Source organism: Massilia sp. ZL223, assembly GCF_018119395.1.
GTDB lineage: Bacteria > Pseudomonadota > Gammaproteobacteria > Burkholderiales > Burkholderiaceae_D > Telluria.
The window spans coordinates 37,336-59,732 of record NZ_JAGPWD010000007.1 but is presented as its reverse complement, the minus strand read 5'-3'; the positions used below and the strand labels follow the sequence as shown (position 1 = coordinate 59,732).

Here is a 22,397-nt window from a genome sequence, read left to right as displayed (position 1 = left end):
TGTCTGATCCGAATGGGATGGCTGTCATGGCCATCCCATTTTCTTTATGAGGCGTCGGCGTCGCACGTGCGGCGCTGGTAATGCGCAGCGGCGTCAACGACCTGCGGCAATTTGCCGGGGAAGCTCTTTGAATCGACGCTGCAGCAGCTCCTTCCCTATCGAGAGCGCGTTGTCCTGCGTCGCTGCAACATCCGGAATGACGCCCCCCCCTCCCAATTGGTATGGGTAATCGGATTGATCGCACGGCGACTCGGTATCCAGGCAGCAAAGTGGTCGCCAAGGCGATAGGGCCGGCTGGGATGGGCGCCACCCCAGGTCGGCCCGCCGATCACGGTGGCCCGTTTCAATGCCTGCATCGTATAGGCGAAATCTTCGCCGGCCGATTTGGTATTGGGGCCGACCAGGATGACGATCGGCTTTCTGCCGCCATAACGCTTGCCGTCAAGCTTATCCACCGTCCACCGCTGCGTGGTGATACCGGAAGTGCGATCCCACATGTCGTTGACACGTGTAGGCTGGTCGACGAAGTAGCTGATCAGTAAGGCTACGGTTGCCGGGTCGCCGCCACCGTTCTCACGCAAGTCCACGATGAGGCCGTCAGTGTCGGCCAGCTTGTCCATCGCTGCGGCATATCGTTCGGCCATGACGAAACCAGGAGGAAAGTCAGGCAGCTTCAGGTAACCAATATTGGAACTGAGGTGATCGACCTTTGCCACGCCAGCTTTTCCGAGGCCAAGGCCAAGGTTCAGGAGCAGGCGCCTGGCAAACGGGGTGCGTCGTTCCCACTCCGCTTTCGAGGCCGGCGGGGGTGGGAGTTCACGGTCGTACGGCACCTCCTCGGGGCTGGAGTGCACCATCATATGCAGGTCACGGCTTACCCCGCGAAGGTCGTCGGTGAGCCGATCTGCGAACTCTTCCCCGTCCGTTATCTTCTCGTACTTGCCCTCGCGCAGATGCTGACGCAAGACCACTTCCATCTGCCGGGCCTTCTCGGGATAGACATAGTGAGCGTTCAGCTTCGCTATTAATGTATTGATCGCCTCTTTCTGGGTTGCTTTGTCGATGACAATCTCAGTCCTCGGCTTTAGTCTTTGTAGAAATGGAACCCAGGTATCCATGGTGTAAATCACACCGTACATCGTGAAAACCAGCAAAAGCGGTATGACAATCCATTTTTTGATCATGTTTTCCTCTGATTGTGCACGCGGGGGTTTAATGCTTTCTCGGGCCAGAACCTCATCGAAGAAGCAACGAAGTGGATCAATGCTAGCATGTTAACTACCATGCCGTAGCAGTATTTATTGCCAATTAATGGAATTCGCGTGACTGGGACAGCGCCTGGGCCATGCTTACCGCGTCTGCATCCGTTTCAGGTGCTGGAGGTATGGACTTGTCGACCGATCCGGACTTGGCGTCGAATGCAAAACGGGATGGCTGTGATGCCATCCCGTTTTTATATGTCCCGTCTATCCGGGGTGCGCCTGGATGCTATTGCTGTCGACCGCCCAGCCTCTCCTTCACATAAGACAGCCATTTGTCATCCGGATCGGGCCGGCCACCCACGGTGTCGATATGCTCGAAGCTGCGCCGGGTGGCGGGCTTGCCGCGAAAAACGAGATAGTGTTCGCCGACGACGAAGTCCAGTTTCAGGAGGCAATCGGTACCGTGGTACAGACGTCCTCCATTACGCTCCCAGAACGCTTTGTCGCTATGATTGTCCGATGACGGTCCGGTCCGCGTTGGGACCTCCCCACCGATGAGGATAAAGCGCTTGTCGTCAGGCCCCAGGATGCGCTCCTGGACTTCGAACTCGTACTCGATGTCGGGACTCATCCCAGGCACAGGTACCGGCAAGGGAGTCGCTCGAACCACCCTGGCGACAGAGACATCGGTTGCGATCGCAATCTGCTCGTCCGGTGTGACGATTTGCTTTCGTGGAAGCGCACGGCAGGCACTGCTGTCCGGGCTGGCCAAGATGCCAAGCAGGAGCGTAGCGCAGGCGAATGTCAGCCTGCCGGAGGTCGATAATAGCGTGATCACTGCCAGCCCCATTCTCCCTGTCGAATGACGCATGCTAGCAGGAAGCCGGGCCCAGATATACTCGTTCTGTCACGCTACCTGGACGGCAAAGCGTCCGAGGTCCACTCTGCGCAGGCGAATGCGCTCCGGACTTAGCGGTTGCGCACCCAGCGCAGGCTGGCGAAAAGAGAAGACAGCGAACGGGTGCGGATCAGTTTGCCCAACGAGCCGCCATAGTTGCAACGCGAGTTGATCGTCATTTCTTGTAGCCTCCGAAACATTACTTAGCAGAATAACTACGCCTTCTACCGGCTTCTGTGCGCTAGCTCGCATTGCACGTCAACTCGACCGTAACTAACGCGCGCGCCCTGCATGGATTGAGCCATATCATTGTTACAGCATTGTTGCGCGCCACCCTTGTCGGGTAGCCGTCGACATTGCAGCAAAGGTCTACAGACCAAGGAGGACAAGATGAGCTACGCAGATCGTGACAAGTACGGGATGTACAAGGACACGCGGCATGCGGGTCCTGGCCCGGCACTCATGGGCGCCGACACCTTGATCGGCGACAGCGTCGTCAATGGCAAAGAAGAGAACCTTGGCGACATCAAGGAAATCATGCTCGACATGCAGACCGGCCAGGTGGCTTACGCCGTGCTCGCTTTCGGCGGCTTCCTCGGCATGGGCGAAAAGCTGTTCGCCGTGCCCTGGCAAGCGCTGCACCTCGATACCGCGCACCACCGCTTCGTGTTGAATGTCGACAAGGATCGCCTGAAGAATGCGCCGGGGTTCGACAAGGATGCCTGGCCGGACATGAGCGACGTCAACTGGGCGAGCGGCATTCACAGCTTCTACGGCACCGACATGGATCGTCCGGGTGCGCCGAGCATGGGGCCGGGCGTGGCCGTGGGCGGCATGGTGGGCGGCGCCAGCGCGGGGACGGGGTCCTCGCGCATGGGCAGCGGCATGGGCTCGAGCATGGGGTCGGGCTCGGCTGGCGGCGGCGACCTGGGCAGCGGGTCGGGGCTGGGTGGTGTGGGCTCCGGAACCGGCAATGCCGGGATGGGGTCTGGTGCGGGTGGCGGGAGCAGCAACCTGGGTGGCAGCGCAGGGGGCGGGACTGCCGCCGGAGGCTCGTCCTATGGTCCGGGCGGCAGTGCCGATCCGCGGCCGGGGCATGATGGCGATGACAAGGATCTGAGCAGGATCCGGGGGAGCAATATCGGGTAAATGATGCAATGGTGGTTTGCTTAAAACTTGGGTCCCCGCCTTCGCGGGGACGACGTTGATTCAGGTGCGTGAAATCTGGCCGTTCACTCTTTAGCCAGCTCCTAGGCCCGTCGTCCCGGCCTCGGCGGCCCCCTTGGCGGGGACCCAAGTTCAACCAACTGTCGAACAGTCGATCAGCTCTACCGAATCATCGACTCCCACACCTTCTGCAGCCGCTTGGCCGACACCGGCATCGGCGTCCTCAGTTCCTGCGCGAACAGCGACACCCTCAACTCCTCCAGCATCCAGCGGAACTCCACCATGCGCGGATCGTTGTTCTTGCCCGCCTGGTTCTTCAGGGTGCGCTGGAACTGGCTGGCCGCGTTCTGCCATTCCGCCATCAGCTGCGCATCGCGCGACGCATTGGTGCGCAGCTTCTCCATCCGCACATTGATCGCCTTCAGGTAGCGCGGGAAATGCGCCAGCTGCGAGTACTCGTTGTCGGCGATGAAACGCTTGTGCACCAGCCCCTGCAACTGCGACTGGATATCCGCTGCCACCGGCTGCGGCAGGCTTTGCAGGCGCTTGGGCAGGCCGTGGAATTCGGCCAGCACCTGCCCCGCCAGGCGCGCGATCTCGTTGATCAGGAGGCCGATCCGCCCCTTGCCCTCGTCCTTGCGCTTGTTGAACGACGCCGCATCCGTCGGCAGCGGGTCCTGCAGGCAGGCGATGTCGATGGCCTTGGCCACGATCTGGTCGCGCAGATCCTCCTGCGTACCCACGCTCATGAACTGCATGCCCATCTGCTGCAGGCCCGGGATGTTCTTCTCCGCGAACTTGAGCTGCTCCTTGAACTGCAGCGCGAACAGGCGGCGCAGGCCCACGCGGTGAGTGCGCGCCGCCACGTTCGGGTCGTCGAACACTTCCAGGTCGCAGTGCGTGCCCTTGTCCACCAGCGCCGGGAAGCCGATCAGGGTCAGCTTGCCCTGGTTGATCTCCAGCAGCTCCGGCAGCTCGCCGAAGGTCCAGCTGGTGATGCCGGTATGCTGGCGCGCGGCCGGCGAGGCGGCCGGTGCGTGAGCGGGCGCAGCGGCGGGCTGCACGCCCCTCCCCTTGCCCGCAGGCGGCGCGGATGCCGGCTGCTGCTGCGCACGCGCGGGCGCCGCCGGCGCGGCAGGCTTGGCCTCGGCCAGCTTCTGGAAGCTCTGGCGCGCCTGCCCGCCCAGCTCGGCCTGCAGGGTCGCGAGGTTGCGGCCCATGTCCAGCTGGCGGCCATGCTCGTCGATCACCTTGAAATTCATGAACAGGTGCGCCGGCAGGGTCTCCAGCTTGAAGTCCGTGGTCAGCACCCGCACCCCTAGCTGGGCGTGGATGTCCGCGATCAGCACGTCGATCAGGTCGCCCCGGCCGAAGCTGCCCGCCGCATCGATGCGCTCGACAAAACGCGCCGCGTAGTCAGGCAGCGGCACGCAATGGCGGCGCAGCTTCTGCGGCAGGGATTTCAGCAGCAGGTGCACCTTCTCCTTCAGCATGCCCGGCACCAGCCAGGCCGCGCGCTCCTGCGGGATCTGGTTCAGCGCGAACAGCGGCACCGCCAGGGTCACGCCGTCGCGCACGCTGCCCGGTTCGAAGTGGTAGGACAGTCCCATCTCGATCCCGGTGACGTTCATCGTCTTCGGGAACAGCTCGGTGGTCACGCCCGCCGCCTCGTGGCGCATCAGTTCTTCGCGGTTCAGGAACAAGAGCTTGGGGTTGTCGCGCGACGCGTCCTTGTACCACTTCTCGAAGCCCGCGCCGTTGACGATGTCAAGCGGGATCTCCTTGTCGTAGAAGGCGTGGATCAGCTGGTCGTCCACCAGCACGTCCTGGCGGCGCGACTTGTGCTCGAGGTTCTCGATCTCCTTCACCAGCTTGTGGTTGTGGGCGTAGAACGCCAGGCGCGTCTCGTAGTCGCCCGCCACCAGCGCGTCGCGGATGAAGATCTCGCGCGACGCCAAAGGGTTGTGCTGGCTGTAGTTGATGCGGCGGTTGCTGTAGACGACGATGCCGTACAGGGTCGCGCGCTCCAGCGCCGTCACCTGCGCCTGGCGCTTTTCCCAGCGCGGCTCGCCCCAGGATTTCTTGAGCAGGTGCCCGCCGATCTTCTCGATCCACTCCGGCTGGATCTGGGCGATGGTGCGCGCGTACAGGCGCGTGGTTTCGACCAGTTCCGCCGCCATGATCCAGCGGCCCGCCTTCTTGCCCAGGGTCGAACCCGGCCAGATGTGGAACTTGATGCCGCGCGCGCCCAGATACACGCCACCCTGCTCGTCCTCGGCCTTGAAGCCGATGTTGCCCAGCAGGCCGGTGAGCAGCGCCAGGTGCAGCTGCTCGTAGGTGGCCGGCGCTTCGTTCAGGCGCCAGCCCTGCTCGCGCACGATGGTGAGCAGCTGCGAGTGCACGTCGCGCCACTCGCGCAGGCGCAGCTGCGACAGGAAGTTGGCGCGGCAGTTGTCCTGCAGCTGGCGGTTCGACTTCTTGTGCTCGATCGCTTCCTCGAACCACTTCCAGATCTTGAGGTAGCTGAGGAACTCGGACTTCTCGTCGGCGAACTTCTTGTGCTTCTCGTCGGCCTGCTGCTGGTATTCGATGGGACGGTCGCGCGGGTCTTGCGTCGACAGCGCCGAAGCCACGATCAGCATCTCGGTCAGGCAGTGGTTGTCCAGCGCGGCCAGGATCATGCGGCCCACGCGCGGATCGAGCGGCAGCTTGGCCAGCTTGCGGCCCAGCGGGGTCAGCTCGTTGGTATCGTCGACCGCGCCGATCTCCTGCAGCAGCTGGTAGCCGTCGGCAATCGCGCGGCCTTGCGGCGCCTCGATGAAGGGGAAGGTCTCGACGTCGGTCAGGCGCAGGGACTTCATGCGCAGGATGACCGAGGCCAGCGAGGAGCGCAGGATCTCCGGGTCGCTGAACTTGGGACGCTTGTTGTAATCGTCTTCCTCGTACAGGCGGATGCAGACGCCGTCTGCCACGCGGCCGCAACGGCCGGCGCGCTGGTTGGCGGCGGACTGCGCCACCGGTTCGATCTGCAGCTGCTCGACCTTGTTGCGGAAGCTGTAGCGCTTCACGCGCGCCAGGCCGGTGTCGACCACGTAGCGGATGCCCGGCACGGTCAGCGAGGTCTCGGCCACGTTGGTGGCCAGCACGATGCGGCGCGCGTTCGTGGTGCGGAACACGCGGTCCTGTTCTTCGACCGACAGGCGCGCGAACAGCGGCAGGATCTCGACATGCGGCGGATGGTGCTTGCGCAGCGCCTCCGCGCAATCGCGGATCTCGCGTTCGCCCGGCAGGAAGACCAGCACGTCGCCCGAGCCGATGCGGCACAGCTCATCGACCGCGTCGACCACCGCGTCCATCAGGTCGCGCTTGTCGCGGGCGGCTTGCGCCTTCGGCGGCGGTTCGCCCGGTTTCGCCGTGACGCCGACCGGATCGCGGTCTACGGGGCGGTAGCGCACTTCCACCTTGTACAGGCGGCCGGAGACCTCGATCACCGGCGCGGGCTTCTCCGGCGTGCCGAAGTGGCGCGCGAAGCGGTCGGCGTCGATGGTGGCCGAGGTGATGATGATCTTCAGGTCGGGCCGGCGCGGCAGCAGCTGCTTCAGGTAGCCGAGCAGGAAGTCGATGTTCAGGCTGCGCTCGTGCGCCTCGTCGATGATGATCGTGTCGTAGGCCTTGAGCAGCGGATCGGTCTGGGTTTCGGCCAGCAGGATACCGTCGGTCATCAGCTTGACCGAGGCGCCCTTCTGCAGCGTGTCGTTGAAGCGGACCTTGTAGCCCACGTGCTCGCCCAGCGGGGTACCGAGTTCCTGCGCGATGCGCTTGGCGGTCGACGACGCGGCGATCCGGCGCGGCTGGGTGTGTCCGATGACGCCCTTTTCGCCGCGGCCCAGCTCCAGGCAGATCTTCGGCAACTGCGTGGTTTTACCGGAGCCGGTTTCGCCCGATACGATCACCACCTGGTTCTCGCTCACCGCCTTCGCGATTTCCGCGCGGCGGCCGGATACCGGCAGGTCTTCGGGGAAGACGATCGGCGGCAGCGGATTACGCACGCGCACCGGCGCTTCTTCGCGCGGAGGACGCGCAGCACGCGGCTCTCCCTCCGGGCGGCGCTTGGGCGGCTGTGCGGATGCGTGTTTGGGGGAAGCGGCGCGCGCCGGCTGCGGCGAAGGCTTGTTACTCTGTTCAGACATTGATTTTTACAAGGTATTTGGTGCGCACATCGCGCAGCGAATTATAATGCGGCAAATGGAAAACCCTACCCAATTCGTCCAGTGGCTGCGCTCTGTCGCGCCGTATATTCATGCCTTTGGCGGCAAGACCTTCGTCGTCGCCTTCCCCGGTGAACTGGTCGCCTCCGGCGCCCTGCCGGTGCTGGCGCAGGATCTGTCGCTGCTGGTCGGCCTCGGCATCCGCATCGTGCTGGTGCACGGCTCGCGTCCGCAGGTGGCCGAACAACTCGCGCTGCGCAATGTCGAGGGCCGCTTCCACAACGGTATCCGCATCACCGACACCGCGGCGCTCGAATGCGCGAAGGAAGCCGCCGGCGAATTGCGTCTCGATATCGAAGCCGCCTTCAGCCAGGGCTTGCCGAACACGCCGATGTCGCATGCCCAGATCAGTATCGTCTCGGGCAACTTCGTGGTCGCCCGCCCGCTCGGCGTGATCGACGGCACCGACTTCGAGCTGACCGGCGTGACCCGCAAGATCCACGCCGAGAAGATCCACCCGATCCTGCAGACCGAGGACAGCCTGGTGCTGCTGTCGCCGCTGGGTTTCTCGCCGACCGGCGAGATCTTCAACCTGACGATGGAGGACGTTGCCGCCTCGGCCGCGATCGCCCTGCACGCCGACAAGCTGATCTACATCACCGAAACCCCGATGATGAAGGATGCCGGCGACGCCGAGCTGCGCGAACTGTCCTCGCACCAGGCCGAGGCCGTGCTGCAGGCCGGTTTCCTGCCGCCGGACGCCGCCTTCTACCTGCAGCACGCCATCAAGGCCTGCAACAGCGGCGTGGACCGCGCCCATATCGTGCCCTTCTCGACCGACGGCTCGGTGCTGCTCGAGGTGTTCACCCACGATGGCGTGGGCACCATGGTCAGCCACGAGAACCTGGAAAGCCTGCGCCAGGCCACAATTGAGGACGTCGGCGGAATTATCAAGCTGATCGAGCCGCTGGAAGCCGACGGCACCCTGGTCTACCGCGGCCGCGAGCTGATCGAGCGCGAGATCGACCAGTTCTCCGTCATCGAGCACGACGGCGTGATCTTCGGCTGCGCCGCGCTGTACCCGTTCCCGGAATCGAAGATGGCCGAGATGGCCTGCCTGACGGTGAGCCAGGAGGCCCAGACCCAGGGCGACGGCGAACGCATCCTCAAGCACATGGAAAACCGCGCTCGCGCGGCGGGCCTGAACAAGCTGTTCGTGCTGACCACGCGTACCTCGCACTGGTTCAAGAAGCGCGGCTTCGTGCCGGCCACGGTGGACGACCTGCCGAAGGACCGCCAGCATATGTATAACTGGCAGCGCCGGTCACAGGTTTTGATCAAGTCTTTATAATGGTGGTTTTACACCGTCCCGCATAACAGGAGTACACGATGGCCCGCACCGTCCACTGCATCAAACTGAACAAGGAAGCCGAAGGGCTGGATTTCCCGCCGGTTCCTGGCGAAATGGGCAAGAAGATTTATCAGTCCGTTTCGAAGGAAGCCTGGCAGGCCTGGCTGAAGCACCAGACCATGCTGATCAACGAGAACCGCCTGAACCTGGCGGATGACCGCGCGCGCAAGTACCTGGCGACGCAGATGGAGCGGCATTTCTTTGGTGAAGGTGCGGATCAGGCGGTGGGGTACGTGCCGCCGACTGCATAAGCCGGCGCTAACAGTAGGTAAAGAAACTTGGGTCCCCGCCTTCGCGGGGATGACGTTTTAAGGGCAGGTGCTGACGTTACACGTCAACAATCCGTATCTTATGCACGTCATCCCCGCGAAGGCGGGGACCCAAGTTTTTAGCGAACCAGCAACGCTACCGCTGTCGCAAACAGGCAAGTCACATCTTCCTGCACTGGCGCAACTCACACCGCGCCATGAACACCTTCCCACCCTCGCACTGCATCCGGTAGACCTCGATCGGCCCCGGCTCCGTGACCAGCCCCGCGCCCTGGCCGCCCGTGCAGCCCTGCGCCCGCGCCAGCTTCTCGACCGTCGCCGAGGACACGCCGGTCTGGAACGGCACCCGCTGGATCGGCGCGCCATTCGCATCAAGCAGCTGCGGCGCCGCCGGGGCGGCCGCAAGCGTCCGTGGCGCCGGCTCCATCTTGCTCTTGAACATGGAACAACCACCCAGCAGGACAGCCACCAGCACCAGCGCGCGTTTCATGGAAAGGCCTCGTAAAGCTTAGAACGACAGGGTCTTGACGCCTTCCGCCGTGCCCAGCAGGCAGACGTCGGCGCCGCGCTGCGCGAACAGGCCGACGGCGATCACGCCGACGATCTGGTTGATCTGGTTTTCCAGCGCCACCGGGTCGGTGATAGCCAGGCCGGCCACGTCGATGATCTCGCCGCCGTTGTCGGTGATGAAGGCTTCGTCGCTGCCCGCCTTGGTGCGCAGGCGCGGCTGGCCGCCCAGGGCTGCCAGCTTGCGCATCACGGCCGCACGCGCCATCGGGATGACTTCCACCGGCAGCGGGAACTTGCCCATGGTCTCCACCAGCTTCGAGCCGTCCGCGATGCAGACGAACTTCTGCGAGATCGACGCCACGATCTTCTCGCGGGTCAGGGCCGCGCCGCCGCCCTTGATCATCGCGCCGGCCGCGTTGATCTCGTCCGCGCCGTCGATGTAGACGGCGATCGATTCCACCTCGTTCATGTCGAACACCGGAATGCCGTGGCCGCGCAGGCGCGCCGCCGTACCTTCCGACGAAGCCACGGTACCCTTGATGCGGTCCTTGATCTTGGCCAGTTCGTCGATGAAGAAGTTGGCGGTCGAGCCAGTGCCGACGCCGATGATTTCGCCGTCGACCACGTAATCGATGGCGGAGCGTGCCACTGCCTGTTTGAGTTCGTCTTGAGTCATGATGCGCTGTTGGTAGAAGAAAAAGAATGCGACATTTTAAAGGATTCCCGCCCTGCGCCGCCGAAATCGCATCAGCACACGGCGTACGTGAATATCTTGTCAACACCAGTGATAGACTGATGTCTGAGGAGCACAGATGAATACAAAGATCCTGGCGCAGGTGCCGGTGCTGATGGCGCGCGACGTGCGGACCGCGCTCGATTTTTACGCCAGGCTGGGCTACGCCCTCGTCTTCGCGGACGACACCGAACAGCCGCGCTATGCCGGCGTGGCGCGCGACGGCCTGCATGTGCACCTGCAGTGGCAAGACGCCTCGCACTGGAACAATGCGCTCGACCGCCCCGCGTACCGCTTTGTCGTCGACGATGTCGACGCGCTCTACGCGGAGTTCCTGGCTGCCGGCGCGCTTCCGGCCCTCAGTACCAGTCCCTACCGGGAACCCGCGAACACCCCGTGGGGCACCAGGGAGTTTCACCTTCGCGATCCTGACGGCAACGCGCTGCAGTTTTGCGATCAATGAAGATCATGCCTGGCGCATTGCCAAAATTGCACTAACACATCAAACTCGGCCTTTTCCGATCAGGATGTCGATATCGATGAAAAAGCCCAGCATGCATCGCCTTGCCCTGTTATGTCTTGCGCTTGGCCTCGGCTGCGCCGCCCACGCCGACGAACCGGGCTTGTGCACCTCGCTGTGCTCCACGCAGAAGCAGGAGTGCAAGGCAAACGCCCTGGAGGCGACCGAAAACGATACGTCGAATTTCTTTGAAATGCGTGAGAAGAATCCTCACGCGCGCGCCGCCGCGCAGGGCCAGCCTGTTTCGGACATGACGCGCACCGCCGAAAGGTCGGATTTCGAGAAAAGAAAGCAGGCACGGTTCAACGCTTGCGAGAGCAAGTTCCGCCAGTGCACCCGTGCCTGCACCGTGCCGAGCTCTTCGGTAGTGCTGAAAAAAACCGGGCGCGCACAGTAACCCGGCAGGCGTATGGCTTATTCAAGACTACCCGCTTTCGCCGCATTGGCCGTCTTCCTGACAACAACCGCAAATGCGCACCAGGCAGACAATGAACAGGTCAGGGAACTCTCCCCGGTCGAGATCAACTCGAAGAAGAACCCGGGCAACGTGCCTTATGCTACCTTCCTCAAGCACCAGGCCTTCCTGCAATCCCTGCTGCCTCCGGAACCGCGTGTCATCGACCTGCGGCTTCGCCTGTCCTTCACCGGCATCACTGGCCCGGCACGCGACACCTATCTCCCGGACAGCTGGGCGGTCGCCATCGTCGGCGAGACGCAGGACCAGACCATCCCCGTCGACCGGGGAGGTTATTTCCTGCTGCCCAACAACGAGCAGGCGGCCAGGGAACAGGCCACTCTCATGTTCAACACCCAGACCCGCAAAGGCTACGTCAATGTGGCCTGGAAGCTCCGACTCAGGGAAGGTCAAATGCTTCCCTATGCGGACTTCGCGAAAGCCTTCGACGAGGTCAAGCGCGTGCAGCAGCAGATCCCCTGGTACCGGATCAGCATGTACGACGAACGGGTTGCGCGCTTCGACGGCTTGAAGGCGTGCTTCTTCACTGGCGAGGGCCGCATCGAGATCGGCGGCCAGCCGGCGGCGGCGCGCACCGAGGGCATGTGCCAGGTGATCCGCTTCGATCCGGCCCTGGCCGGCGTGGACCGGAACGACATCGCGTTCATCGGCCAGCTCGATACGGTCACGCTCCACGACGCCGCCAGGTGAAGCAGCCCTTCAGCTCCGGCGCGCCAGCCAGCGCGCAGGGCCGAGCGGCAGGTTGCTCCAGTTCACAGGCTCGGCCAGGAACAGCCCCAACACCTCTTCGTACATTGCCAGGCTGCCGCGATAGCGCTGCTGGCGCATCGCATCCGGCTTGCGCAGATGCTTGAGCACGAAGTAGTCGGCCAGCAGGTCGCCCTGCGCCTCCATGTTGTAGTCGGCCAGGCTGGCTCCTTCGCGCAGCGTGTAGTCATAGGACAACCCAATGCGCAAGGCCCCACGCAGCCGCACCGGATAGCCCAGCTGGTGCTGCCACACATGCACCATCTCGTGCATGAACCAGTGGATCGCGCCGGGATCGCCGCGCGTGTAATCGGGAAGGAAACAGGAATGGTGGAAATACAGGCTGCCGTTTGGCGTCATGCAGCAGTTCCTGGGCTGGAACGGCATGTACCGCCGGTTGTACACGCGTACCCGGCGGTAGTCGATGGCGTCGCGGAACAGCAGCGACGCCATCTGGATCTCACCCGCGCTGAGCGGGCGCGCGAGCGTCCGCATGCGCAAGCTTTTACTGCGGGCGGAGTGCCGCGGCCGCCTTGGCCAGCTCGGTGATCTGGTCCCACTGGCCGGCGTTCATCAGGTCCTTCGGCGTCAGCCAGGAGCCGCCCACGCAGGCCACGTTCTTACAGGCCAGGAACTTGGGCGCGGTCTCGATCGAGATCCCGCCGGTCGGGCAGAAGGTCACGTCCGGCAGCGGGCCGCCGATCGCGTTCAGCATGCCCACGCCGCCCGCCGGCACGGCCGGGAACAGCTTGAGCTGCCGGAAGCCCGCTTCGCGCGCCGCCATCACTTCGGACGGGGTCATCACGCCCGGCAGCAGCGGCAGGCCGCTGGTCCTGGCCGCTTCGATCAGGGTCGGGGTCAGGCCCGGCGACACGCCGAACACGGCGCCCGCATCGCGCGCGGCGGCGAATTCTTCCGGCTGGGTCAGGGTGCCGACGCCGACGATGGCGCCTTCGACCTGGCTCATGGCGCGGATCGCGCCGAGGCCGTGCTGGGTGCGCAGCGTGACTTCGAGCACGCGGATGCCGCCCGCTACCAGGGCCTTCGCCAGCGGCACGGCCTGGTCGGGATCGTCGATGGCGATAACCGGGATGACGCTCGCCGAGCGCATGATGTCAAGTAAGGTCATTTCTGCGTCCTAAAAAGAAAGTCTTCATCGGAACCCGGCATGATTTCGCCGGCGTCCACGCCTTCGTGCAGCGGTACGGTGGTCGGAATCGGCGACGGCAGCGGGAAGGTGGCAGCGCCCTCTTCCGCCGCGCTGATGGCGCTGCGGAACACCGCGAACAGTTCGCGGCCCATGCCGATGTGGCTCTTCGACAGGTCGGCGGTGGCCATCTTGCGCCCCGCCCAGACGTCGGCCGGCACCAGCGCATCAAGGGTGCCGGCGGTGGCGTCGACGCGGATCATGTCGCCGTCGCGCACCAGGCCCAGCGGGCCGCCGGCCAGGATCTCGGGCGAGACGTGGATCGCCGCCGGCACCTTGCCGGAAGCGCCCGACATGCGGCCGTCCGTCACCATCGCCACGTGGTAGCCGGCGTCCTGCAGGTTCGCCAGCGCCGGGGTCAGCGCGTGCAGTTCCGGCATGCCATTGGCGCGCGGGCCCTGGAAGCGGATCACGGCCACGAAGTCGCGGTTCAACTTGCCCGCCTTGTAGGCGTGCATGAAATCGTCCTGCGAATCGAAGGTCAGGGCCGGGGCCTCGACCACGTGGTGCTCGGCCTTGACCGCCGAGATCTTCATCACGGCGCGGCCCAGGTTGCCCTGCACCAGCACCATGCCGCCGTTGTTGCTGAACGGGTTCGAGGCCTTGCGCAGCACGGCTTCGTCGCCGCTCTGCTCCGGCAGGTCGCGCCAGACCACCTTGCCGTCTTCGCCCAGGAATGGCTCCTTGCAGTGGGCGCGCAGGCCGTGGCCCAGGATGGTGTTGACGTCATCGTGCGCCAGGCCGGCGTCCAGCAGTTCGCGGATCACGAAGCCGGGGCCGCCGGCGGCCTGGAAGTGGTTCACGTCGGCTTCGCCGTTCGGATACACGCGGGTCAGCGAAGGCACGACTTTCGACAGTTCGTCGAAATCGTTCCAGTCGACCACGATGCCGGCGGCGCGCGCCATCGCGATGATGTGCAGGGTGTGGTTGGTCGAGCCGCCGGTCGCGTGCAGCGCGACGATGGCGTTGACGATGGCTTTCTCGTCCACGATGCGGCCGATCGGCATGTAGTTGCCGCCCTGCTGGGAGATCGACACCGCGTGCTGGGCCGCGGCGCGGGTCAGCGCCTCGCGCAGCGGGGTGCCCGGGGTGACGAAGGCAGCGCCCGGCATGTGCAGGCCCATCATTTCCATCAGCATCTGGTTGCTGTTGGCCGTGCCGTAGAAGGTACAGGTGCCGGAGCTGTGGTAGGAGCGCGATTCGCCCTCGAGCAGTTCCTCCCGGGTGGCCTCGCCTTTGGCGTAGCGCTGGCGGATCGAGGCTTTTTCCTTGTTCGAGATGCCCGTGGTCATCGGGCCGCCCGGCACGAAGATGCCCGGGATGTGGCCGAAGTGCAGCGCGCCGATGAGCAGGCCCGGCACGATCTTGTCGCAGATGCCCAGGTAGAGCGCGGCGTCGAACATGTTGTGCGACATGCCGACGGCGGTGGCCATGGCGATGGCGTCGCGCGAGAACAGCGACAGCTCCATGCCCGGCTGGCCCTGGGTCACGCCGTCGCACATGGCCGGCACGCCGCTGGCGAACTGGGCCACGGCGCCGACTTGGCGCACGGCGTCCTTGATCACTTGCGGATAGGTCTCGAAGGGCTGGTGCGCCGACAGCATGTCGTTGTAGGAAGAGACGATCGCCACCGACGGCTGCTTGTATTCGCGCAGCTTGAGCTTGTCGTTGGCGGGGAAAGCGGCAAAGCCGTGCGCCAGGTTGGTGCAGGCCAGCGTGCTGCGCTGGACGCCCTGCACGCGGGCGGCTTCGAGATGCGCCAGGTAGGCCGCGCGGGACGGCTTGCTGCGCTGGATGATGCGATTGGTGACCTGTTCAACTACAGGGTGGAGCGCCATGTTCGTTCCTTCCAAAATTTTGTATCTGAAATTTTACTACAGAATCGCTCAATGCGCTTGTCGCCCGCCTTTCCTTCTTTTGGCAGGGAGGAGTGATCAGCCCAGCCGGCGGACTGGGAAATGGATGAGAAAGCGCGCACAAACTTTTATGTAGTGAATTTACGAGCGCTTCCCTGTATTATTCGCCTATCTATCATGTTAATTGTGCCACGCACCTTCATCCCATGCGCCTGCCTTCCCTGACCAGCACCGCCAGCTTCCAAGCCCTCGACCAACATGCAGAAGACGCCGAACTGTGGCAGATGCGCGAGCTGTTCGCCGCCGACCCGCAGCGCTTCGAGCGCCTGTCGGTCGAGGCCGCGGACCTGTTCCTAGACTATTCAAAAAATCGCCTCGACGGGCGCACGCTTGAACTGCTGGTCCAGCTGGCAAAAGAGCGCGGCGTCGAGCAGCGCCGCGACGCCATGTTCGCGGGCGAACGCATCAACAACACCGAGAACCGCGCCGTCCTGCATACCGCCCTGCGCGCCCCGCGCGACGCCAGGCTGACGGTCGACGGCCAGGATATCCCGGCCGACGTGCACGCCGTGCTCGACCGCATCAAGACCTTTACCGATGCCGTGCGCAGCGGCGAATGGAAAGGCCACACCGGCAAGCCCATCACCGACATCGTCAACATCGGCATCGGCGGCTCGGACCTGGGCCCCAAGATGGTCGTGCTGGCCCTGCGCCACTACGCCCATCCGCGCCTGCGCATGCACTTCGTGTCGAACGTCGACGGCCACGACATGGACGCGGCGCTCGGCCAGGTCGATCCGGAAACCACCCTCTTCATTGTTGCCTCGAAGACCTTTACTACCGCCGAAACCATGATGAACGCGCAGACCGCGCGCAGCTGGTTCCTCACGCATGCCAAGGAAGAGGCGCTGGCCAGGCACTTCGTGGCGGTGTCGACCAATACCGAGGCGATCAAGGCCTTCGGCATCGATCCGGCCAACATGTTCCCGTTCTGGGACTGGGTGGGCGGCCGTTATTCGGTCTGGTCGGCGATCGGCCTGTCGGTGGCGCTGGCGGTCGGCTTCGGCTACTTCAGCGACTTCCTGGCCGGCGCCCACGCCATGGACCAGCACTTCCGCACCGCGCCGCTGGAGCAGAACATGCCGGCGATCCTGGCCCTGGTGGGCTTCTGGAACCGCCAGTTCCTGGGCTGCCCGTCGGTCACCATCGCGCCCTACCACCAGGACCTGAACCGCTTCCCGGCCTACCTGCAGCAGCTCGACATGGAAAGCAACGGCAAGCGCGTCACCCGCGACGGCGAGCCGGTCGACACCGCGACCTGCCCGGCGATCTGGGGCGAATGCGGCACCAACGGCCAGCACGCCTACTTCCAGCTGCTGCACCAGGGCACCGACCTGACCCCGATCGACTTCATCGCCGCCCTGCGCCCGGCGCACGAGATGGAGCACCACCACACCGCCCTGCTGGCGAACTGCTTCGCCCAGTCGGAAGCCTTCATGAAGGGCAAGACCGCGGACGAGGTGCGCGCCGACCTGCAGCAGCAGGGCCTGCCTGCCGAGGAAGTCGAGCGCCTGGTGCCGCACAAGACCTTCCCGGGCAACCGCCCGAGCAATACCATCCTGATGGAACGCCTGACTCCGTCGACCCTGGGCGCGCTGATCGCGCTCTACGAGCACAAGACTTTCGTGCAGGGTGTGATCTGGGATGTCAACAGTTTCGACCAGTGGGGCGTTGAACTGGGTAAGGTGCTCGCCAAGAAAATCGAAGCCGAACTGGCGGGCGAACCGCAGCCGGACAAACACGACAGCTCGACCAACGGACTGATCGCACGCGCCAAGGCCGCGATCTGAGCAATCCAGGACAAGCAGAGAACATGGCAACCGAAAAATTCGAAGTGGTTCACGACGCGCCCATGCTCGTGGGTGAGTCGGCGATCTGGCACGAGGTCGAGTCGGCCTTGTACTGGGTCGACATCAACGGCCTGACGGTCAACCGCGTGCATCCGGCGAGCGGCAAGTATTCGTCGTGGAAGATGGCCTCGGAGCCGTCGGCGCTGGCAGTGGATGGCGACAACAACCTGGTCGTGGCCACGCGCCGCGGCCTGCTGCACCTGAACACCACCACCGGTGAAGAGACGCCGATCGCGGACGCGCCCTACGACATCACCAAGGTGCGCTTCAACGACGGCCGCGTGGACCCGGCGGGCCGCTTCTGGATCGGCACGATGTACGAGCCGCGCGACCAGCCGGCGGCAGAGATGTACGTGCTCGACCAGGGCCAGTTGCGCCGTGCGTGGGCGGGTGGGATGACCAATTCGAATGGACTGGCATGGAGCCTGGACGGGCGCACGATGTTCCATGCGGACACGACGACGCACAGGATCGATTGCTATGACTACGATCCGGCGACCGGGGCGCATAGTAACCAGCGCACTCTCCTGAGCTTCCCGACCGACAAGTCGGCGCCGGGATATGGCGGGCGTCCGGACGGGGCGACCATCGACAGCGAAGGCGCCTACTGGGTGGCGATGTTCGAGGGTGGGCGCGTGCTGCGCATTTCGCCGCAGGGCGAGATCCTGCGCGAGATCCTGGTGCCGGCGCGCTGCCCGACTTCGCTGGCGTTTGGCGGGACGGATCTGCGGACCTTGTATATCACCACGGCGAGCCATGGGCGCTCGGCGGCGGAGCTGGCGGAGTATCCGCTGAGCGGGAAGGTGCTGTGCACGCGGGTGGATGTGGCGGGGCGGGAGGAGCCGGAGTATCGCGGCTGAGCAGTCCGCACGCCCCTCCTTGCACTACCACCCTCAACACCGTCACCCCCGCGAAGGCGGGGCCCAAGTTTGTTCGAGGGCCACTTCGGTTGCAGTAAGTGGCGACGCACGAAAACTTGGATCCCCGCCTTCGCGGGGACGACGCTTAAGAGCTAACGACACCGTTGCCGCTAACAACACGCGGACTACTGCGCGCTTTCCGACGCGCCTCTCCCCCTCCGCTTATGGCACCATCAAACGCCATCCCCTCCAGATCGCTTTCGTAGTAAATTTTCTTGCAAATCGAATATTTGTGTAGTAAATTTACATTAAGCTCTCCCTCATCCCTTGCACTGATTCCGACGACCATGGCCCTTTCCGATTTCGATCTCGTTTTCTTTGGCGGCAGCGGCGACCTTGCGATGCGCAAGCTGCTCCCCGCGATGTACGCGCGCGACGTCTGCAATGACCTCCCCGCCAGCGCCCGCATCATCTGCGTCGGCCGCGACGACATGACCCAGGAAGCCTTCCTGCAATTCGTCGAAAGCAACTCGAAACCGCACATCAAGGAAACCCCGGTCGACGAACACTGGGTCCGCTTCCTCAAGCGCATCACCTACGTGGCCCTGAACGCCACCGACGTCGGCACCTACGACCCGCTGGTCGAGGCCCTGCGCAAGGACGAGTCCCTCACCCGCGTCTACTACCTGGCCACCCCGCCCCACCTGTTCGCGACCATCTGCGACAACCTGGCCGAGACCGGCCTGGCCACGCCGAACTCGCGCGTGGTGCTGGAAAAGCCGCTCGGCCGCGACCTGGCTTCGGCCAAGCAGATCAACGCGGACGTGGGCAAGGTGTTCGCCGAATCGCAGATCTACCGGATCGACCACTACCTGGGCAAGGAAACCGTGCAGAACCTGCTGGCCCTGCGCTTCGGTAACATCCTGTTCGAGCCGCTGTGGCGCCGCGAATGGATCTCGGACGTGCAGATCACCATCGCCGAGAAGATCGGCGTGGGCAACCGCCTGGGCTACTACGACACCTCGGGCGCGCTGCGCGACATGCTGCAGAACCACCTGCTGCAACTGCTGTGCATCGTCGCCATGGAACCGCCGGCCTCGATCGCGCCGGACGCCGTGCGCGACGCCAAGCTGCAGGTGCTGCGCTCGCTGAAGCGCTTCACCCCGACCACCCTGGCCCAGAACATCGTGCGCGGCCAGTACCGCGCCGGCCACATCGACGGCAAGGCCGTGCCGGGCTACCGCGACGAGCCGGAAGCGCCCAAGCAGTCGCGCACCGAGACCTTCGTGGCGATGAAGGCCGAGATCGACACCTGGCGCTGGGCCGGCGTGCCCTTCTACCTGCGCACCGGCAAGCGCATGGCCGACCGCCTGGCCGAGATCGTGGTGCGCTTCAAGCAGATCCCGCATTCGATCTTCAACCAGCCGACCTCCAGCTTCCAGCCGAACAGCCTGGTGATCCGCCTGCAGCCGGACGAAGGCCTGTCGATGAACCTGATGGCCAAGACCCCGGGCGACTCGATGCGCCTCAAGCAGGCCGAACTCGAACTGGACTTCCGCGAGCAGTTCACCAGCCCGCGCATGGAAGCCTACGAGCGCTTGCTGCTCGACGTGCTGCGCGGCCAGCTGACCCTGTTCATGCGTGGCGACGAACTGGAGGCGGCCTGGGAATGGGTCGAGCCGATCCTGGACCACTGGGAAGAAGACGACAGCGCACCGGCGCCCTACACCTCCGGCACCTGGGGCCCTGCCGCATCGAGCGCGCTGATCGGCCGCGACGGCCTGCAGTGGCGCGAAGAAGTCCTGCCGGAAGACTGAGGCCGCCATGCTGCTCGACTCGATCCGCACCCAGCTCGATTCGCTCTCCAAGTCGGAGCGCAAGGTCGCGCTCGCGGTGCTTGCCGCCCCGTCCGCGACGGTCAGCCAGAACATCACGGCGCTGGCCAAGAGCGCGCAAGTGTCCGAACCGACCGTGGTGCGCTTCTGCCGCACGCTCGGCTATGAAGGCTGGCACGAGTTCAAGCTCAAGCTGGCCCAGGGCCTGGCGCTGGCCCTGCCCGGCGCCAACGAGCAGCCGGCCCAGGACGACCTGGCCTCGGACCTGATCAACAAGATCTGCAGCCGCTCGATCAATACCCTGCTCGACCTGCGCAACAACCTCAAGCCGGAACTGATCCAGAAGGCGCTCGATATCCTGTCGCGGGCGAACAAGATCGAGTTCTATGGCCAGGGGACCTCGGGCTTCGTGGCGGCGGATGCGCAGCACAAGTTCTTCCGTTCGGGCGTGCCGACGGTGGCTTATACCGATCCGGCGATTCACTCCATCGCCGCGGCGCTGCTGCGCGAAGGGGATGCGGTGGTGGCGATTTCGCAGCGCGGGAACAACCCGGCGCTGACGCGCTCGGCCAAGCTGGCAAGGGCCGGCGGGGCCGAGGTGATCGTGCTGGCGCCGTCGGGGACGCCGCTGGCGGAGATGGCGACCTTGTTCATTCCGATTGATCTGGTGTTTGCGATCGACCCGTACACGCCGATTTCGGCGCGGCTGGCTTACCTCGTGGTCATCGACGTGCTGGCGGTGGGGCTGGCCTTGCGCCGCGGGCCGGAGTTCCGCAAGAAGATGCAGAATGCGCAGAAGGCGCTTCAAGAGTTTGATATGCAGTTTGATTCGTTTATTGGCTAACACTGCGGGCCGCAGCCATTACCCCACAGGTGTAAAATACCGGGTTTCGACCGTCCATCGCTCCCCGCCATGCACATCAACCCCGAACGCAGCACCCGCCCCGACTACGACCTCCTGGTCCGCCAGGTCACCAGCATCCTCGAAGGCGAACGCGACCTGACCGCGAACGCCTCCCAGTTCTCCGCCCTCGTCTACGACACCATCGCCGACCTGAACTGGGCTGGCTTCTACCTCACCGTTCCCTCGAAAAAAGGCGAAGGCCAGGACCTGCTGGTCGGTCCCTTCCAGGGCAAGCCGGCCTGCGCCCGCATTCCTTTCGGCCGCGGCGTCTGCGGCACGACCGCCGTCGAGCGCAAGACCATCGTGGTGCCGGACGTGCATGCCTTCCCGGGCCACATCGCCTGCGATTCGGCCTCGGCGTCGGAAATCGTGATTCCGCTGATCAAGGACGACAAGCTGATCGGCGTGTTCGATATCGATAGCCCGAAGGCGGATCGCTTTTCTGAAGAAGATCGCGTTGGGCTGGAGCGCATGATTGCTGCGTTCCTTGAGGGTACCGACTGCTAATACGTTGTTGGTTTGCAAGCAAACTTGGGCGGGACAATGCCAGTGGCATTGTCCCGGCCTTCGCCGGGACGACGGGGTAAGTGGCTCGAGTTAGCGTGACGAACACCCGCACACTTAGCACGTCATCCCGGCGCAGGCCGGGATCCAAGTTTCCAAACCCCAGCCCCCGCCACTAGAATACAAGTTACACTCCCAAACACCGAGACCCACACCATGAACCAACTCGAACAGCTCAAGCAATACACCACCGTGGTCGCCGACACCGGCGACTTCCAGTCGATCAAGGCCTACGCCCCGCAAGACGCGACCACCAACCCGTCGCTGATCCTGAAGGCCGTGCAAAAGCCGGAATACCGCCCGCTGCTGGAAAAGGCCATCGCCGACGCGCCGCACGCGGAAATCGATGAAATCGTCGACAACCTCCTGATCGGCTTCGGCGTCGAGATCCTGAAGTATGTCCCGGGCCGCGTCTCGACCGAGATCGATGCCGCCCTGTCCTTCGACACCGAAGCGACCGTGGCGAAAGGCCGCGAACTGATCGCCCTGTACGAAAAGGCCGGCGTGTCGCGCGAGCGCGTGCTGATCAAGATCGCCTCGACCTGGGAAGGCATCCGCGCCGCCGAGATCCTGGAAAAGGAAGGCATCCACTGCAACCTGACCCTGCTGTTCTCGCTGTGCCAGGCCGTGGCCTGTGCCGAAGCCGGCGTCCAGCTGATCTCCCCGTTCGTGGGCCGCATCTACGACTGGTACAAGAAGTCGACCGGCATTGAATACACCGGCGCCGACGATCCGGGCGTGCAGTCGGTCAAGCGCATTTACCAGTACTACCGCAAGTTCGGCTACAAGACCGAAGTCATGGGCGCGAGCTTCCGCAACACCTCTCAAATCCTGGAGCTTAGCGGCTGCGACCTGCTGACCATCTCGCCGGACCTGCTGCAGAAGCTGGCCGACACCGATGCGCCGGTCGAGCGCAAGCTGACCACGGATGCGAACGCCGACATCGCCAAGATCGACATCGACGAGAAGACCTTCCGCTTCATGCTGAACGAAGACGCGATGGGCACCGAGAAGCTGGCCGAAGGCATCCGCGCCTTCGTCGCCGACTCGATCAAGCTGAAGAAGATGATCGCCCAAATGCGCTAAGCCCCCGGCGACCCGCATACAAGAACGCCGCCCTC

General features: G+C 64.2%; 20 protein-coding genes. 12 read left to right on the top strand and 8 right to left on the bottom strand.

Annotation, left to right across the window (positions count from 1 at the left end; genetic code table 11):
- Positions 1–155: 155 nt before the first annotated feature.
- Both KBW95_RS07115 and KBW95_RS07110 read right to left on the bottom strand, forming a co-directional pair.
- Entirely contained in the window at positions 156–1,184 is a 1,029-nt protein-coding gene (locus tag KBW95_RS07115) for a S41 family peptidase (protein ID WP_211527825.1), read from the bottom strand.
- A 304-nt stretch (positions 1,185–1,488) separates the two neighbouring features.
- On the bottom strand, positions 1,489–2,052 hold the full coding sequence (locus KBW95_RS07110; RefSeq protein ID WP_211527824.1) for a hypothetical protein: 564 nt from the start codon (positions 2,050–2,052) through the stop codon (positions 1,489–1,491).
- Between the two features lie 438 nt (positions 2,053–2,490).
- On the opposite strand from KBW95_RS07110, the gene KBW95_RS07105 reads away from it, so the two are divergent.
- On the top strand, positions 2,491–3,249 hold the full coding sequence (locus KBW95_RS07105; RefSeq protein WP_211527823.1) for a PRC-barrel domain-containing protein: 759 nt from the start codon (positions 2,491–2,493) through the stop codon (positions 3,247–3,249).
- A gap of 179 nt (positions 3,250–3,428) precedes the next feature.
- On the opposite strand, the gene hrpA is transcribed toward KBW95_RS07105, so the two are convergent.
- Positions 3,429–7,457: an ATP-dependent RNA helicase HrpA gene (hrpA, locus tag KBW95_RS07100; protein WP_211527822.1), complete on the bottom strand. Its 4,029-nt coding sequence runs from the start codon at positions 7,455–7,457 to the stop codon at positions 3,429–3,431.
- A gap of 55 nt (positions 7,458–7,512) precedes the next feature.
- Between hrpA and argA the strand changes: the two genes are divergently transcribed.
- Together argA and KBW95_RS07090 are read left to right on the top strand one after the other, a co-directional pair.
- Complete coding sequence (argA, locus tag KBW95_RS07095; RefSeq protein WP_211527821.1) at positions 7,513–8,826, top strand: amino-acid N-acetyltransferase; 1,314 nt, start codon at positions 7,513–7,515, stop codon at positions 8,824–8,826.
- A 38-nt stretch (positions 8,827–8,864) separates the two neighbouring features.
- Positions 8,865–9,137, top strand: a complete 273-nt coding sequence (locus tag KBW95_RS07090) for an oxidative damage protection protein (protein ID WP_211518579.1) — start codon at positions 8,865–8,867, stop codon at positions 9,135–9,137.
- 178 nt (positions 9,138–9,315) lie between these two features.
- Here KBW95_RS07090 and KBW95_RS07085 read toward each other — a convergent pair whose 3' ends face one another.
- Together KBW95_RS07085 and rpiA are read right to left on the bottom strand one after the other, a co-directional pair.
- Positions 9,316–9,645: a hypothetical protein gene (locus tag KBW95_RS07085; RefSeq protein ID WP_211527820.1), complete on the bottom strand. Its 330-nt coding sequence runs from the start codon at positions 9,643–9,645 to the stop codon at positions 9,316–9,318.
- An 18-nt stretch (positions 9,646–9,663) separates the two neighbouring features.
- Positions 9,664–10,341 (bottom strand): ribose-5-phosphate isomerase RpiA, encoded by a 678-nt coding sequence (gene rpiA / locus KBW95_RS07080; RefSeq protein WP_211524461.1) that lies wholly within the window; start codon positions 10,339–10,341, stop codon positions 9,664–9,666.
- A gap of 136 nt (positions 10,342–10,477) precedes the next feature.
- Between rpiA and KBW95_RS07075 the strand changes: the two genes are divergently transcribed.
- The 3 genes from KBW95_RS07075 (at position 10,478) to KBW95_RS07065 (ending at position 12,083) form a co-directional block, all read left to right on the top strand.
- Positions 10,478–10,861, top strand: coding sequence for a VOC family protein (locus tag KBW95_RS07075; RefSeq protein ID WP_211524462.1), 384 nt, complete (start codon positions 10,478–10,480; stop codon positions 10,859–10,861).
- A 76-nt stretch (positions 10,862–10,937) separates the two neighbouring features.
- On the top strand, positions 10,938–11,315 hold the full coding sequence (locus tag KBW95_RS07070) for a hypothetical protein (protein ID WP_211524463.1): 378 nt from the start codon (positions 10,938–10,940) through the stop codon (positions 11,313–11,315).
- 12 nt (positions 11,316–11,327) lie between these two features.
- On the top strand, positions 11,328–12,083 hold the full coding sequence (locus KBW95_RS07065) for a hypothetical protein (protein ID WP_211524464.1): 756 nt from the start codon (positions 11,328–11,330) through the stop codon (positions 12,081–12,083).
- A gap of 9 nt (positions 12,084–12,092) precedes the next feature.
- Here KBW95_RS07065 and KBW95_RS07060 read toward each other — a convergent pair whose 3' ends face one another.
- From KBW95_RS07060 to edd, 3 genes are read right to left on the bottom strand one after another with little or no spacing between them, the layout of a single operon-like run.
- Positions 12,093–12,635, bottom strand: coding sequence for a Rhs element Vgr protein (locus KBW95_RS07060; RefSeq protein WP_211524465.1), 543 nt, complete (start codon positions 12,633–12,635; stop codon positions 12,093–12,095).
- A 10-nt stretch (positions 12,636–12,645) separates the two neighbouring features.
- Positions 12,646–13,269 (bottom strand): bifunctional 4-hydroxy-2-oxoglutarate aldolase/2-dehydro-3-deoxy-phosphogluconate aldolase, encoded by a 624-nt coding sequence (eda, locus tag KBW95_RS07055; RefSeq protein WP_211527819.1) that lies wholly within the window; start codon positions 13,267–13,269, stop codon positions 12,646–12,648.
- Positions 13,266–15,185, bottom strand: coding sequence for a phosphogluconate dehydratase (gene edd, locus KBW95_RS07050; protein WP_211527818.1), 1,920 nt, complete (start codon positions 15,183–15,185; stop codon positions 13,266–13,268). Before edd ends, eda begins: the two co-directional genes overlap by 4 nt.
- Before the next feature lie 224 nt (positions 15,186–15,409).
- Between edd and pgi the strand changes: the two genes are divergently transcribed.
- From pgi to tal, 6 genes are all read left to right on the top strand, one after another.
- On the top strand, positions 15,410–17,053 hold the full coding sequence (gene pgi, locus KBW95_RS07045) for a glucose-6-phosphate isomerase (RefSeq protein WP_211527817.1): 1,644 nt from the start codon (positions 15,410–15,412) through the stop codon (positions 17,051–17,053).
- 23 nt (positions 17,054–17,076) lie between these two features.
- Complete coding sequence (locus KBW95_RS07040; protein ID WP_229429597.1) at positions 17,077–17,973, top strand: SMP-30/gluconolactonase/LRE family protein; 897 nt, start codon at positions 17,077–17,079, stop codon at positions 17,971–17,973.
- Between the two features lie 347 nt (positions 17,974–18,320).
- On the top strand, positions 18,321–19,790 hold the full coding sequence (gene zwf / locus KBW95_RS07035) for a glucose-6-phosphate dehydrogenase (RefSeq protein WP_211527816.1): 1,470 nt from the start codon (positions 18,321–18,323) through the stop codon (positions 19,788–19,790).
- A 7-nt stretch (positions 19,791–19,797) separates the two neighbouring features.
- On the top strand, positions 19,798–20,652 hold the full coding sequence (locus tag KBW95_RS07030) for an SIS domain-containing protein (RefSeq protein WP_211524470.1): 855 nt from the start codon (positions 19,798–19,800) through the stop codon (positions 20,650–20,652).
- A 69-nt stretch (positions 20,653–20,721) separates the two neighbouring features.
- On the top strand, positions 20,722–21,219 hold the full coding sequence (locus KBW95_RS07025) for a GAF domain-containing protein (protein ID WP_211524471.1): 498 nt from the start codon (positions 20,722–20,724) through the stop codon (positions 21,217–21,219).
- A gap of 213 nt (positions 21,220–21,432) precedes the next feature.
- Entirely contained in the window at positions 21,433–22,362 is a 930-nt protein-coding gene (gene tal / locus KBW95_RS07020) for a transaldolase (RefSeq protein ID WP_211524472.1), read from the top strand.
- The last annotated feature ends 35 nt before the right edge of the window (positions 22,363–22,397 follow it).

Bases quoted from the DNA above. Each gene is read 5' to 3' on its own strand.
- KBW95_RS07110 (WP_211527824.1), bottom strand. From the start codon at position 2,052: ATGGGGCTGGCAGTGATCACGCTATTATCGACCTCCGGCAGGCTGACA.
- argA (WP_211527821.1), top strand. From the start codon at position 7,513: ATGGAAAACCCTACCCAATTCGTCCAGTGGCTGCGCTCTGTCGCGCCG.
- tal (WP_211524472.1), top strand. From the start codon at position 21,433: ATGAACCAACTCGAACAGCTCAAGCAATACACCACCGTGGTCGCCGAC.
- KBW95_RS07085 (WP_211527820.1), bottom strand. From the start codon at position 9,645: ATGAAACGCGCGCTGGTGCTGGTGGCTGTCCTGCTGGGTGGTTGTTCC.
- pgi (WP_211527817.1), top strand. From the start codon at position 15,410: ATGCGCCTGCCTTCCCTGACCAGCACCGCCAGCTTCCAAGCCCTCGAC.
- KBW95_RS07115 (WP_211527825.1), bottom strand. From the start codon at position 1,184: ATGATCAAAAAATGGATTGTCATACCGCTTTTGCTGGTTTTCACGATG.
- eda (WP_211527819.1), bottom strand. From the start codon at position 13,269: ATGACCTTACTTGACATCATGCGCTCGGCGAGCGTCATCCCGGTTATC.
- KBW95_RS07060 (WP_211524465.1), bottom strand. From the start codon at position 12,635: ATGCGGACGCTCGCGCGCCCGCTCAGCGCGGGTGAGATCCAGATGGCG.
- KBW95_RS07090 (WP_211518579.1), top strand. From the start codon at position 8,865: ATGGCCCGCACCGTCCACTGCATCAAACTGAACAAGGAAGCCGAAGGG.
- KBW95_RS07105 (WP_211527823.1), top strand. From the start codon at position 2,491: ATGAGCTACGCAGATCGTGACAAGTACGGGATGTACAAGGACACGCGG.
- zwf (WP_211527816.1), top strand. From the start codon at position 18,321: ATGGCCCTTTCCGATTTCGATCTCGTTTTCTTTGGCGGCAGCGGCGAC.
- hrpA (WP_211527822.1), bottom strand. From the start codon at position 7,457: ATGTCTGAACAGAGTAACAAGCCTTCGCCGCAGCCGGCGCGCGCCGCT.
- rpiA (WP_211524461.1), bottom strand. From the start codon at position 10,341: ATGACTCAAGACGAACTCAAACAGGCAGTGGCACGCTCCGCCATCGAT.
- KBW95_RS07070 (WP_211524463.1), top strand. From the start codon at position 10,938: ATGAAAAAGCCCAGCATGCATCGCCTTGCCCTGTTATGTCTTGCGCTT.
- KBW95_RS07065 (WP_211524464.1), top strand. From the start codon at position 11,328: ATGGCTTATTCAAGACTACCCGCTTTCGCCGCATTGGCCGTCTTCCTG.
- KBW95_RS07025 (WP_211524471.1), top strand. From the start codon at position 20,722: ATGCACATCAACCCCGAACGCAGCACCCGCCCCGACTACGACCTCCTG.
- edd (WP_211527818.1), bottom strand. From the start codon at position 15,185: ATGGCGCTCCACCCTGTAGTTGAACAGGTCACCAATCGCATCATCCAG.
- KBW95_RS07075 (WP_211524462.1), top strand. From the start codon at position 10,478: ATGAATACAAAGATCCTGGCGCAGGTGCCGGTGCTGATGGCGCGCGAC.
- KBW95_RS07040 (WP_229429597.1), top strand. From the start codon at position 17,077: ATGGCAACCGAAAAATTCGAAGTGGTTCACGACGCGCCCATGCTCGTG.
- KBW95_RS07030 (WP_211524470.1), top strand. From the start codon at position 19,798: ATGCTGCTCGACTCGATCCGCACCCAGCTCGATTCGCTCTCCAAGTCG.